Origin of the sequence: Psychrobacter sp., from assembly GCF_018260395.1 — a bacterium.
In the GTDB taxonomy this organism is placed as follows: domain Bacteria; phylum Pseudomonadota; class Gammaproteobacteria; order Pseudomonadales; family Moraxellaceae; genus Psychrobacter.
In genome coordinates this window covers 1-12,973 of the sequence record NZ_JAGLBC010000061.1, presented here as the reverse complement: position 1 = coordinate 12,973, position 12,973 = coordinate 1, and the positions used below count along the sequence as shown (strand labels likewise).

The 12,973-nt window shown below is 39.6% G+C and carries 12 protein-coding genes; 4 read left to right on the top strand and 8 right to left on the bottom strand.

Going from position 1 to position 12,973, the window contains the following annotated elements; translation table 11 throughout:
• Both QZ265_RS06240 and QZ265_RS06235 read left to right on the top strand, forming a co-directional pair.
• Window positions 1-543: hypothetical protein (locus QZ265_RS06240; protein WP_366513664.1), on the top strand; the 543-nt coding region annotated here is incomplete at its 5' end.
• Between the two features lie 775 nt (window positions 544-1,318).
• Entirely contained in the window at window positions 1,319-2,581 is a 1,263-nt protein-coding gene (locus QZ265_RS06235) for a PD-(D/E)XK nuclease family protein (protein ID WP_296404464.1), read from the top strand.
• Between the two features lie 54 nt (window positions 2,582-2,635).
• Here QZ265_RS06235 and QZ265_RS06230 read toward each other — a convergent pair whose 3' ends face one another.
• From QZ265_RS06230 to QZ265_RS06210, 5 genes are all read right to left on the bottom strand, one after another.
• Window positions 2,636-3,178 carry an acyl-CoA thioesterase gene (locus QZ265_RS06230; protein WP_296404463.1) on the bottom strand — a complete coding sequence of 181 codons (543 nt, stop codon included), beginning with the start codon at window positions 3,176-3,178 and terminating at the stop codon, window positions 2,636-2,638.
• 180 nt (window positions 3,179-3,358) lie between these two features.
• Window positions 3,359-4,387: an alpha/beta fold hydrolase gene (locus QZ265_RS06225; protein ID WP_296404462.1), complete on the bottom strand. Its 1,029-nt coding sequence runs from the start codon at window positions 4,385-4,387 to the stop codon at window positions 3,359-3,361.
• A gap of 198 nt (window positions 4,388-4,585) precedes the next feature.
• Window positions 4,586-5,158: a hypothetical protein gene (locus tag QZ265_RS06220; protein WP_296404461.1), complete on the bottom strand. Its 573-nt coding sequence runs from the start codon at window positions 5,156-5,158 to the stop codon at window positions 4,586-4,588.
• A gap of 57 nt (window positions 5,159-5,215) precedes the next feature.
• Window positions 5,216-6,370 carry an alpha/beta fold hydrolase gene (locus QZ265_RS06215; RefSeq protein WP_296404460.1) on the bottom strand — a complete coding sequence of 385 codons (1,155 nt, stop codon included), beginning with the start codon at window positions 6,368-6,370 and terminating at the stop codon, window positions 5,216-5,218.
• A gap of 38 nt (window positions 6,371-6,408) precedes the next feature.
• A complete protein-coding gene (locus QZ265_RS06210; RefSeq protein WP_296404459.1) occupies window positions 6,409-7,026 on the bottom strand; it encodes a YigZ family protein in 618 nt (205 codons plus the stop codon).
• A 143-nt stretch (window positions 7,027-7,169) separates the two neighbouring features.
• On the opposite strand from QZ265_RS06210, the gene QZ265_RS06205 reads away from it, so the two are divergent.
• Window positions 7,170-7,874: a pseudouridine synthase gene (locus tag QZ265_RS06205; protein WP_296404458.1), complete on the top strand. Its 705-nt coding sequence runs from the start codon at window positions 7,170-7,172 to the stop codon at window positions 7,872-7,874.
• Window positions 7,875-8,014: 140 nt separating this feature from the next.
• Here QZ265_RS06205 and QZ265_RS06200 read toward each other — a convergent pair whose 3' ends face one another.
• From QZ265_RS06200 to QZ265_RS06190, 3 genes are all read right to left on the bottom strand, one after another.
• Entirely contained in the window at window positions 8,015-9,151 is a 1,137-nt protein-coding gene (locus QZ265_RS06200) for a M48 family metallopeptidase (RefSeq protein WP_296404457.1), read from the bottom strand.
• A gap of 163 nt (window positions 9,152-9,314) precedes the next feature.
• Window positions 9,315-10,508, bottom strand: coding sequence for a YjgN family protein (locus QZ265_RS06195; RefSeq protein WP_296404454.1), 1,194 nt, complete (start codon window positions 10,506-10,508; stop codon window positions 9,315-9,317).
• A gap of 419 nt (window positions 10,509-10,927) precedes the next feature.
• Window positions 10,928-11,587, bottom strand: a complete 660-nt coding sequence (locus QZ265_RS06190) for a DUF2939 domain-containing protein (protein WP_296404453.1) — start codon at window positions 11,585-11,587, stop codon at window positions 10,928-10,930.
• A gap of 219 nt (window positions 11,588-11,806) precedes the next feature.
• Between QZ265_RS06190 and dnaJ the strand changes: the two genes are divergently transcribed.
• Complete coding sequence (dnaJ, locus tag QZ265_RS06185; RefSeq protein WP_296404451.1) at window positions 11,807-12,937, top strand: molecular chaperone DnaJ; 1,131 nt, start codon at window positions 11,807-11,809, stop codon at window positions 12,935-12,937.
• The last annotated feature ends 36 nt before the right edge of the window (window positions 12,938-12,973 follow it).

Below are 12,973 nucleotides of genomic sequence, written 5' to 3'. Positions count from 1 at the left end.
TCGATTTGCTCCTTTTTCGCACTTCTTTTTAAAAAAGTGTGCGTTTGCCCTGATACCTCAGATAAATCAGGTTATTTATTACACCTTTCTGACACCAAGTTTGTATATGGCTCGGACTTAGATAAGCTCACCAAAACAGCTCCGCAACAACTGGAGGCCACCTTCAATCCCAGTAATGTGAAACCACATGACCTGATTGTCGCTTTAGCAGATACTTATGATGGTGCACGACCTTCTGATTATCGAGTTTATGCGATTGCACGAGTTACCTGCCATAATGACATCATAACGCTTGGTAAGCCTATCCTAGCCCCTGATAATCCAGGTTGGAATCGACCAGCTGAGCATTGCGGCGCCAGTAAAGAGGCTGGCATTTTAGATGGATTTATAGGCGATAAAAGTCAAGCTGATTATTTGGCCGAGTTGCAAGTACAGTATCCGACCTGTGGGGCGCTACAAGGTGCTTTCCCTGATGGGGAATCTACTCAGCATAACTCTAAAGGGACGGGGTTTTGGAATTGGTTAAAGCGGTTGTTTGCGTAGGTGGAATCGCTGATCGCTACTGTCTGTATGTTTTCGTGAGGCGATGCCTAAGTTTTGGCAAGTATCTTGCTTAAATTTGCATGCCCAACCAAACCTTCATAACTTACTCAATCATCCAGTATATTCGCTAGAATCAAGGTTAAAGGACTCCTTCGAGGCGACAATTTATGTACTAAATTAAGCTTGGCTGCTAAACTGGTGAACAGGGCGCACCCTATAGCAACTGTTAATGATTGTGTGTATTAAATATAAGTGTATTCTTTGAAAGAACATCACTTTACAAAGGAAAAATTTTATTCATAACTAATATTATAGGGAGCGAATGTCATATATGATTGACGAAATATTAACATCAGTCGTGAGTTTTATTACTGGACAGAATGTCGAAAAACCTAAACAAGCCAGATTACACATCGGTATGATTGCTGGCGGGTTGTTTTTTATGGTTCATTTCATTCAAGATCTCATAGAGAAAACTGTTAAGCTCGATTATGTCTTAGTATTATTAGCTTTATCAATATTTATAGGATTATTTACTTATTTCATTTTATCGCTGTATAGGCCTGATCATAAAACGTAAGTTAAGCTTTTTTTAATACAAGTGACTATGATGTAATTTTACTGCCGAGCTTAAAGCTAAAGGTTGTTTGACGCAATATGCACGGCACCGTAGCTTGATAATAGGCATAGTTTTTGGAGTGCTGGGCACACCTTACGGCAGTTGCAACGTCGTTCCCTTAAAGCATAGGCTTTATCTTATAATGGAAGATATTAAATGGAACAAGTAAAAAACTTAATAGAAGATATTTTAAAAAACACTTTAGCGTTTAAAACGGCTCAAACTCTTTATAGTCGCCAATTAGCTCCTGATTTTAGTATTTTTAATTATATCAATACTAGTGAATTGGGTTTGAGTCGTATATTAGCTGATTTATTAAATCCTATAGGGAGTCACGGACAAAAAGAGCAGTTCTTAGTTTTATTTTTTAAATACTGTATGTCAGACACGAAAAGTGAGAAATTCTGGAATTCATTTGTTAATCATACTGACAAAATCAATGTTGCGATTGAAGAGCTAAATTGGAAAAGTGGTAGCTTTAGACGTATGGATATATATTTAAACTATGAAGATAATGGCGAAACTTATGGCCTATGTATAGAGAACAAACCCTATGCAACTGACCAAAATAAGCAACTTGAAGACTATGCAACTGAGCTTGAAAATAGACATGGTAATAACTGGCATATTATTTATTTAAATGAATACAGCGACATGCCAAGTGAAAATAGTGTTCAATCATACTTGCTTAATGATTGGAAGAAGAGAGGGCTATTTAGTGTTTTAAAATATAGTGAGCTAATCCAATGGTTGAATGCTTGCCGATTAGAATCTCATAACCAACATGTAAATGAATTTTTAGCACAATTAATAAAATTTATTCAGGTACAGTTTATGGGAATTGAAGATATGAATGAAAGTAATATGGTTGTAGATATTATGCAACAGAGCTCTGATACAATTGAAGCAAGCTTTAAAGTAGCAAACTCAATGGAAACAATGAAACATCAATTTATCAAAAAACTCAAAAAAGACTTAATTGAAGCTTTTGATAACAGTGACGAATTTAAGTATAACGACGAGTATGAACTTGATATCGATAATATTGGTGCAGGCAAAAGTTATGAGCAAATCAACCTAATAATTAAAGATAATGACAGAGCTTATATTAGTTTTGAATTTCAAGTATCAAACTTTAGTAATCCTTATATTGGTATCAAATTAAATTCTGAAAAAGAGTCTAAAGACAGTCCATATCTATTAAAAACGAAAGAAAGACTCGATTTAATATTTCCGAACAAAAAAATATATGGGAATTCTTTATGGCCAGCAGGATTTTGGTTTAAATATCTGGATTGGAAAAGCTCACATATTCCTTGGCTAATGATAAAAAACAATGAAATGGCACCTTTAATTTTAGGTGAGTTGAAAGAGGTCTATATAGCATTAAAAGAAGGAGGTTGTCTTGAACACTATTGATGACTTTTCCAAATAGGTACTAAATATAACCTATTGATCTCATATCTTTATACCCTAACTCCTAGGCGGCCAAGGTCTATCTGCCTCACTCTCAATCCATTCCGCCACATATCCCGTCGCAAGCAATTTTAAATCAGATTGACCTAGCGCGTCTAAGATCTCTTGAGTGTCTATCACCTTGCCGCCTTTGGTCACGCCAGTACGCAATAAAGCGGTTGAGCACGGTTTGCCTTTGACCCACATAGACTGTTCCATATAGACCCAGCGCTCATCAATAGCAGCGATGTGCGTCTTAATTGTCACTAAATCAAACGGACGAATACGTTTGCGATATTGAATGGTGCTGCCTGCAACCACCAAACCCCACCGCTTTTCAAGCAATTTTTTACCCAGTCCAGAGCGAATAGCAAAGTCAGTACGACCAAAATCGTATAATGTGAGCACCCGTCCATTATTCATCTCAATAAAGTTGTCAATATCGGTTAGGCTACACCGAATCTGAATCTCTGCCGTGTCTTCTAGGTCAATGGTCTCGCCTTTTTTAGTAGCGGCAATCGCTTTAATAATAGATTTGGTATATCGGTAAAAAGGATACATAAAAGCGTCTCAAAAGTTGAAGGATAAGGGTCAATCGAATGACAATTATGAATGTGAGCTGTATTGCGATTATGCTTTAAATTAATAGTGTTTTACAGTGGCTTGCCTGTCTATACCGTCATAAACTTACAATCAATATAATTTTTTAGCAACCTATCAAAGTGTTTTGCTGATTTTAAACTAATTAATATCAAAATCATTGATACCCACGAATTTAAAATAAGCACTGCTCGTTTCTGGAATCCAATTGATGTCAAAACTTCTCTGATCAGCCAAATAACGTAGATAGCCAATATGACCACCATGGTCAGTGTTGATTAGGGTGACAAAATCAGACACGTCATTGTCAGTGGCCGTAAATCCTATAAAGGGATCATCCATGGCACTAATCAATAACAGTGGCTTTGTCACATCAATTAGATAAGGCAGAGCAGAGGAGCGGCGATAGTAATCATTATTCGAGCGATAGCCATGTCGCGGTGCGGTAAAAATATGGTCAAAGTCACTTATTTTAGCCACAGATTTAATTGCTTTGATCTCATCCTTGCTAATTTCGTTAGCCAATGCTTTTCTGATAATAGGATTAAGCAAATAAGGGGTGTAAATCTTTTGTCCCAAAAAGCGCTGCATATTCATCGCTGCAGAAGACATATCTACAGGAGCAGAAATGGCTACTGCTGCATGACACAGCGCCTCATCTCCATATTTTCCCATATATTTAGCCAACGCATTGCCCCCTAGCGATACGCCAACGGCATAGATATGGGCATATTTTTGGCTTAGTGTTTGCAGCATATGGTGTACTTCTGCTGTATCCCCAGCGTTATAAAACGTGCGTCCGCTGGCAGGAATACCACCACAGCTTCTAAAATGTGCCACCACAAAGTGCCACCCTTGAGCATGAATATGATGCGCTAAGGCACGAGCATAATGACTGTCGCTGCTACCTTCCATACCGTGAAACAATACGACTAATGGCGTGTCTTGCGGTTGGTTTGACTCATCCGTTAATGGTTTCGCGTCATAAAAATCGTAGGCCACATCGCTTTCACTGAGCGAGTCGCGATAAATTTCACGTCTGTAATTTGGTGTTTTGGGAGCAAAGAACTTAGGTAGGATGGTTTGAATGTGCGGATTAGTTAGCCAAAAGGGCGGATTAAAGGGTTGTGGATAAAAGTTTGAATACTGTGACGCTTGTTCAGAAGTCATAGAGTTACCTGTTGTTAACTTGGTATTAGCATCGTTGTGTCCGTGAGAGCTTCCTAATATGCTGCTATTAAATCGTAACTTTATAGATTTTGACTATTGTTTGTTAATCAAAGCAACCTAACGAACTTAGTGAGCTTTGTATTATAGAAACCACAAAACCCTTTAGTGTTAAGTATTAGAAAACTAAATTTAAGGTAGTCAATCAAATTTAATTGTATTAAGTTGAGTTTGACCATTTTTATTTTTTTCAAACTCTTCTAAAACCATAAAACAGCTTTTTCGATCTGACATTCCCGTAATTCGATAATCGGTATTAGATTTTGGCGTAAAGTTGCCGTTAAGACTGCAGTTTTTTTGAGTGGTGCCATTGTTATTGCCCATTGAGTATTTGATATAGATTTGCTCGTCAGGATTAACATACCGTTCAACCACATTGACAGGTTTACTGTTAGTATCAGGTTTTGGCATACCTAAATTGCTGGCGCTTATTTTTTGTTTATCTTCTTCATTAAAGAGAGGGCTTACAAATCTAGTAGCTACGACACCTAAAGATTTACCATCAATTTTTACGTTAGCTGAGTTGGGCGAGGCTATAAACATGCCATACCCATCATATATGACAAATTGAACTCTGGATGTACTGTATTCGGGTAGTTCTGCTACATTGGCCGTACCACTAGTAAAACCGTTGAGTAAGTTTTTAGACGTTTGGCAACTAGTTAATCCAATAGTTGAAATAGCAATCATACATATTAGGTAAGATTTCTGCATTATTTTCTCCGAAACTCAATTGTGTGTAGGTTTTTAGATTGATTTTGAATATTAATTTTAAAATATAGCTAATTGACTCAGAACAGCACGATAAAATTGCATGCTCACTTCTGGAAACCAAGTGGCATCAAGCTGCTTATTCTTCCAACGCAGAAAACCAATATGTCCGCCATATTCGGGCGTATACAGCGACACCTGTTTTGATACGTCACCTTGAGAAGGCAACACTCCTAAGAAGAAATCGTCTTTTGCAATCACAATCAGCGTCGGTTTAGTGATTAAATGCAAATACGGCATAGCAGATGCTTGGTGATAATAATCATTTTCTGAACGATAGCCATAGCAGGGTGCGGTAAACACACTATCAAATTCACCAATATTACGACTGGTCTTAATCGCTTGTATTTGCGCCTCGCTCAGGGTCAGTTGAAGCGCTTTGGTTGCGATAGGGTTGAGCAAGTAGGGGGTATAAACTTTACGACCCAAAAAATTCTCCATAGCGGTAGCGGCAGAGGATAGATCTAAAGGCGCTGAAAAAATAGCGGCCGCTTGGCATAGGGCTTGATCACCATATTCACCCATATATTTAGCAAGCGTATTACCACCAAGCGATACACCTACACAATAAATGGTGGTATAACGAGCTGTTAATTGTTGCAAGGCATGATGCACCTCTAGAGTATCGCCTGCGCTATACAGACGCTCTCCTTTTACCGCCACACCGCCACAACTTCGAGTATGCACTACTACAAAGTGCCAGCCTTGGTCATGCACATAGTGCGCTAGTTTTCGGGCATAGTGGCTCTGGCTACTGCCTTCCATACCATGGAATAGCACGACTAAAGGCGTGTTTAATCTATCTGATGAGTTTGTGTCTGACGGATTGGTGTTTGAGCCGGCCTTAGTCTCTTTTGTTGCAACTTCTTTGACAATAACTTCTTTGTCCCTAATTTGCTTATCAACAATCTTACTTTCTCGAACTTCGCTTTCTCGAACCTCTATGCCATCCCAGAAATCATAGGCAACCTCGCTTTCATCCAGCGAATCCAATACCAATTCGCGACGATAAAGCGGCGACTCTGGCATAATAAATCTAGGCAATATGGTCTGTAAATGTGGGTTTCTTAACCATACGGGCGGTTTAAAATCAGACGGTTTAAAATCAGGCGCTTTAAAATCAGACGGGTCTAAGTCCTGCTTTTTATTATTCATTTTGATGCGTCTCTATTATGCAATTTAGAACCGTTAGATTATAACCCTGATTCATGATCAAGAATCTCTCCATATATCCCCAGCCTTTCTTTTAGCGTATCGACCTGACTGTCAGGTAGCGTTACCGTTAAAGTGACCGTCTTACTATAAGCCATATCGATTATCGCGCCACCTATATCTTCAACCACATAGCGCACTTGCGATTCATTGGCAAAATCTGATTCAATCTGAATATGGGCCATAGGCACATAGGGAGTTAGTCTATTTAACTCATAAGCCGCATCAACGACGGCTTGAGCAGAGCCGGAATATGCCCGAGTCAGACCGCCTGCACCCAGTTTAATACCGCCAAAATAGCGTACAACGATAATAATGATATTGCCAAGATTTTTATGTTGTAAAACATTTAAAATAGGCTTACCTGCCGTACCACTAGGTTCACCATCATCATCAAACCCTGCACTAGTGGTGTTATTGGGATCGCCAATAATGTATGCCCAGCAGTGATGACGGGCATCGGGATACTTCTCACGCAATTGTTCCACGTGAAACATAGCTTTTTCACGACTTAGGACAGGGTATGCGTAGGTGATAAACTGCGATTTTTTTATGTCTAGTTGGGCAGTGACAGGCTTGGATAATGTTTGATAAGTCATAGTTGAATCAGTCAAAAATACTAAAGTGATAAATTGCATTAGCTAGGGGTGTGGTAAACTGTGTGTCAATATCAATTCATACTATATATTAGTCAAACATATCAGAAATACACAATATTAGTAATATACAAAGGATACCATAAATGCGGTTAGACAAATTTATTAGTAAGGCCACCGAGCTGTCGCGCAAAGAAGCCAAAAAAGTGCTGCATGCCAGCGAAATTTCGGTTAATGATGAAGTGGTTAAAGATGGCAGTGTGCATGTCGATGTACTCAATGATGAAGTAATGTGGGCCGGTGAGCCTTTGTCTGTAGCGACTGGTAGCCGCTATATTTTATTGCATAAGCCTGATGGGTTTGAATGTACCCTAAAGCCAAAAGAATACCCAATTGTCACTGAGCTTATCGCTGTGCCAGAGCTTAGTAACTTACGTATCGCAGGTCGCTTGGATGTAGATACCACGGGTGCGTTAATCTTAAGCGATGATGGCAGTTGGCTACACCGTGTGACCAGTCCCCGTCATTTGCATGAGAAAGTGTATGAATTGACCTTAGCTGATCCTATGGACGAAGAGGCACAAGTGCAAGTGGTCAAAAAAGTGGCTCAGGGTATCTTACTAGATGGCGATTACGAGCCGACCAAACCCGCTATCCTAGAATTTATCGATGAGACTCATGCTCGACTTATATTAACTGAAGGTAAATATCATCAAGTAAAACGTATGATGGGCTATTTTGGTAATAAAGTGGTTGAATTACATCGTGCCAGCATTGGCGGTATTACGCTTGAAGGATTAGATAAAGGTGACAGCCGCTTCTTGACCGAAGAAGAAGTTGCCAGTTTTTAACTGCTCAATCTAATCCATTAAGCAAGCCATTAAGTAAGCCATAAAGATAAGGTAGCTTATTCTGCTCGTCACGACTTACTGTGGCATAAATACTTGTCTATATAAAAACGCCACTGTCAAAGGATTAGTCACAAAAAGGATTAGTCACAAACAGTTAATCCCTGATCGAAGCATTTGCTATATTTATTTGCCATTTCAATTCGCAACTGGGTATTTGGATGAGTAGATAAAAAATCAGATAGGCTGTCATCTTTGGCTGTGGTATCGTTTTCTTTGTCGCCAGTAGAGTAATCCTCCATGCGGCTTAGAATAGCGACAAAAGCCTGGGGATTAATACCTGCTTCAAGCATCTTTTTGAACGCAAACTCATCCGCTTCCGTTTCGTATTGACGTGAATAGTGATTTGATACCAGCGCTGTTCCCAAGCCGGTAGCAAGCTCACTGATACCATCAGGGTTACCCAAGACTAACATGACAATCATAGTGGTGAATGAGTTTTGGGTCAGCATCTCTAGACTATGACGTTCAACCACATGCCCCATTTCATGCAATAGTACCGCATCTATCTCATCGTCATTATGACTTAACTCGACAAATTTATCGGTCAATACAATATCACCAGAGGGTAGCGCAAATGCGTTTGGCAGACTCATGCTCCCTATGTTCATCTCTCTAAAATGGAGCTGATAATGGATATTGTCATTACCACCCAACGGTTTTAGGCGGGTTTCAAAACGAGAGCTAATTTTTTGTTGTTCCGCGTCACTTAGTTTAGTAGGTTGTAAAAAATAGCGATCGATAACCTGTAATGACTGTTTGCCAATATACTCAGCTGTCGATTGAGGTAGGGCATGAGCCACGGCTTGGCTGGTCAATGGTATCCCCCATTTTACAAAACCAATAGCAAACACGACCGTTAAGCCCAGCATCATTAAGACACTGCTCATTTTTGTTTCATATTGGTGTAAGCGTAGATTCCATTTTGAACCTGCACTGCTATTAATATCACGACGAATCAAGATATCTATAGCGTCGTTATCCAAAGTGGTAAAAAGTGAGCCATCCGCCAAGATCAATTTACGTTCGGTATTACCTAAGCGCTCATTGATACTGACTTGAGACCACTGACCCGTTAGCTTATGGTCTTTTATGACGTTGCCGTTGTGTTCATAAGGGGCTATTTGCAACGCATAGTCGACGTTGTCTACAATTAGAGTAGCATAATACTGACTTGAACTATTTTCTGGATACCATTTGCCTGCTATTAAAGTACTCATTACCTATAGTCTCACTATCATTGTACTTACAGTATAGTATTTCGCAGCAGTTTGCAGTATCCCGCATTCATTATGATGTGTTATCACTCAATATAACCATTTATCAAGCTAGAATACACTACTGGGATACCGCTCAAAAAGAAGACCACTTAAAATAATTAGTTTATAGCGCGATGTCCATATCAATATCTAAGATATCCCCAATCTCTTCCCCAATAGCAGACTGCTCTTTCTCTTTTTGAGTCAAATAGCTATTAACATCCATGTCTGAAGCTTCTATCCATGTGTTTTCAGCAAGGTAGCGTGCCACACGTACTTTTGCCCAAGGCAGTGCCAACCCTAGGGTAACAATAGTCAGTAACATATTGGTCAGCAATACTATGAAATACCGTTTGGCGCTAACCGTCGACTTAAAGCTGATCGCTTTATCTAATGTGGTATTGTCGTATATATATTGACGTTGGCGACTATAAGAGTAGGCCGCGACTAACAAAGCAGCAGCGATAAAGCCGAAATATACCAACACAAGCCCTATGGCTAATAGGGGACTTGCGCTCGCTGTCGCCATCTCATTGGCCATTGCTTCAGGATCAAAGCCACCTGCCATCGTAGAAGAAAATATAACCGCAAATAACGCAGCAAGTACCAAATAACACCCAATGGCGACTAGCGCCGTTTTAAACGCAATTTTGACAAATGTGCCTGTTTTGATATCAATAAAGAAGTTCCCTTGACCATATTTGGTTTGACCCACCTGATATTCAGCGGCTTTTTTTGTAAATAAACCACCCAAATAAATGGCGAGTCCAAGGGTGGCAACGACTCCCACCACTGCGATGAGGGTGCTGGCGGCCACAGGTATAGATCCATCGCCTTCAATCGATTGCATCAGAGGGAATAAGCTACCTAAAATAAGTAATACAACGGCCAAATAACCTACGACAGGGATTAACATGTAGATAAAGTAGGACGTTTTTAACGCACCTTTGAAGCTAAAGCGTACATTACTAAAGCTGGTGACTCGCATGGTAAACTTTAAGCTTCGCCAAATTATCCATGGCATAACCGCAAAAATAACAATAGGTAGAATAAATCCAGCCATAGGGAAAACTTGGTTAATAATGACGATGACTATCAATATAAACATAGCAATGAGATACCCTAAAAAGAGTTGTTTGCCTGTCGCATGATAATCAAAAAAGCGGTCTAAGTACGTGGTATTGGCATAAAAATATCGATTGGTACGTACTTTTGCCCATGGGTAATAAATGCCCAATGTAAGTATGCACAATAAGACATTGACAATCCATATTTTAAAATACTCGCCACCTGTTCCCTTAAACTCTATATGTTTCATACTTTATATAATCCATTTATAGGCTACATTTATTGAATTTGAATGGTAAACATTTTCTTACTCAATAAATTGAAAGTCATTTGATAATAAAAATTAAATATTCGAATTAGTATAACTAAATATTTCAAACTTACTACCCAAACCTGCTGGTTTCAACATTACTTTAGAAGATTGAATATGAATTAATAACTTGATCGTAAGAATGCTACGTTTGTATAGATACTGAAAAGCGAAGTTCTTGAAAAAAGGACAAAAGAAAATTCAAGAATAAAAATAGTATTACATTAGGAATCGATAGCTTATGTATCGAGCACTGGATATCGTTGTATTGTAGATTGCTAAAAACGAAATAAAGCCACCCTTAATATTTGTTGGCCTAAATAGAGTTAGCTTAAATAAGAGAGTGAATGATATATAGCTCACGGCAATACCACATTAACAATTTTCCAATCGATTAAGCCTTCGCGTTGCATTTGTAAGGTTAAGGGATAACCCTTTACTTGACCTGCTACAGTGAAACAATTGATGCCGCAGTAGGACAATTTAGGTTTGGCAGTGTCTTCTCCGCTTTCTACATGATTTTCAAGCTCAGCTGATTGCGAACTCATAATTTTTTGCATCTGATTTTTTATAACCGCATTTATATCACCGCGCTGCACAATGATATCTTGAATCAAACGCTGCAGATCCACTTTATTACTAGCAATTGCCCATGCAGCGGCAAGCTCTTTGGTCGCTTGATTGGCTTGCCCTTGGGTTTCGATTAATTGGCTAATATTGTCAGCAGTCACGGCTTTATTCACTGACTGGGTAATGAATTCATCGGCGGCATCAGTGAGGGCATCGCCACCCAGCTTTGCGACCAAGGGATACTGCTGTAAAGTGTTTGCAAACTTGCTGGTCAACTGATTTTGTATATTCGGCTGCAGTTGGTCAAAATTGATATGATTGACTAAAACTGTACCGTCGTTGGCATCATAAGCTTTTTTTAGCTGATAGGCAGTGTAATAAGGTGAGCCGGCAAATATTGCAATGGCGAGAAAGATTAAGGTTACTAAGACAAATTTTAAAGTTTTCATAAAAGCGGCCGCCAATTGAATATAATAACTGGGATTATGCAGCGATTTTATCATAACCGCTTGATAAATGAGGTGTCTGTCACCATTAAACAGGCAAAGTAATATTTATTCTTTGAATTATTTAAATCCTTAGCGGGTACAACGAATTTAATGCCAATTGTTAATGATTATTAGCAGTGTTTCACGTGAAACCAAATTGGCATATTGATAGGAGCCTCCATGAGTAAGCGAGATTTTTACGAAGTTTTAGGCATCGATAAAAGCGCAGATGAGCGTGAGATTAAAAAAGCCTACCGTAAGTTGGCGATGAAGTACCACCCAGACCGTAATTCTGATGACCCAGATGCGGAAGAGAAGTTCAAAGAAGCCTCACTGGCTTATGAAGTGTTAAGTAATAGTGACAAGCGTTCTGCTTATGACCGTATGGGCCATGCTGCTTTCGAAAATGGTATGGGCGGCGGCGGATTTGGCGGTGCGGGTGCAGGTAACTTCCAAGATATCTTTGGTGATATCTTTGGCAACTTCGGTGACATCTTCGGTCAAACACGTGGTGGCGGTCGTCAGCGCCGTGGCTCAGATTTACGTTACGTTATTGAGTTAACATTAGAGGAAGCGGTACGAGGCTGTAAAAAAGAAATCAGCTTTAGTGCCCCAGCACCTTGTGAAACCTGTGATGGCAAAGGCGCTAAAAATGCCTCTGATATCCAAACTTGTAGTACCTGTGGTGGTCATGGTCAAGTCCGTATGCAGCAAGGGTTTTTTGCGGTACAGCAAACCTGCCCTAACTGTGGTGGCACTGGTCAAGAAATCAAAAATCCATGTAACGATTGTCATGGTACCGGTGTTAAAGATAAATCTCGCACTTTGGAAGTATCTATTCCGGCAGGGGTGGATGACGGCGATAGAGTTCGCTTAGCTGGTGAAGGTGAAGCGGGCGGTGCAGGCGTGCAAAATGGCGACTTATACGTTGAAGTGCGAGTTAAAGAACATCCTGTGTTTAAGCGCCAAGGCGCTGACTTATATATGGATGTGCCCGTAAGCATTACTGATGCGGCGTTAGGTAAAGAAGTTGAAATTCCAACTCTAGATGGTAAAGTAAAAATTAAGGTTGCTGAAGGTACGCAAAGTGGTAAGCTACTGCGTGTGCGTGGTAAAGGGGTAACACCTGTACGCACCACAATGAAAGGTGATTTAATCTGCCGTATTATGGTTGAAACCCCAGTCAACTTAACGCGCGAGCAAAAAGACTTGTTGCGTCAGTTCCAAGATACTTTAGATGGTGATAGTAAACATCATCAGTCGCCCAAAAAGAAATCTTTCTTCGAGAAACTAGGCGATTTGTTTGACTAGTAAATCTAGCGATTTATTATTTGTTTAAGGCTTTGT

Excerpts from the sequence above, each read along its gene's own strand:
- QZ265_RS06235 (WP_296404464.1), top strand. The coding sequence starts at position 1,319 with ATGGAACAAGTAAAAAACTTAATAGAAGATATTTTAAAAAACACTTTA.
- QZ265_RS06230 (WP_296404463.1), bottom strand. The coding sequence starts at position 3,178 with ATGTATCCTTTTTACCGATATACCAAATCTATTATTAAAGCGATTGCC.
- QZ265_RS06225 (WP_296404462.1), bottom strand. The coding sequence starts at position 4,387 with ATGACTTCTGAACAAGCGTCACAGTATTCAAACTTTTATCCACAACCC.
- QZ265_RS06220 (WP_296404461.1), bottom strand. The coding sequence starts at position 5,158 with ATGCAGAAATCTTACCTAATATGTATGATTGCTATTTCAACTATTGGA.
- QZ265_RS06215 (WP_296404460.1), bottom strand. The coding sequence starts at position 6,370 with ATGAATAATAAAAAGCAGGACTTAGACCCGTCTGATTTTAAAGCGCCT.
- QZ265_RS06210 (WP_296404459.1), bottom strand. The coding sequence starts at position 7,026 with ATGACTTATCAAACATTATCCAAGCCTGTCACTGCCCAACTAGACATA.
- QZ265_RS06205 (WP_296404458.1), top strand. The coding sequence starts at position 7,170 with ATGCGGTTAGACAAATTTATTAGTAAGGCCACCGAGCTGTCGCGCAAA.
- QZ265_RS06200 (WP_296404457.1), bottom strand. The coding sequence starts at position 9,151 with ATGAGTACTTTAATAGCAGGCAAATGGTATCCAGAAAATAGTTCAAGT.
- QZ265_RS06195 (WP_296404454.1), bottom strand. The coding sequence starts at position 10,508 with ATGAAACATATAGAGTTTAAGGGAACAGGTGGCGAGTATTTTAAAATA.
- QZ265_RS06190 (WP_296404453.1), bottom strand. The coding sequence starts at position 11,587 with ATGAAAACTTTAAAATTTGTCTTAGTAACCTTAATCTTTCTCGCCATT.
- dnaJ (WP_296404451.1), top strand. The coding sequence starts at position 11,807 with ATGAGTAAGCGAGATTTTTACGAAGTTTTAGGCATCGATAAAAGCGCA.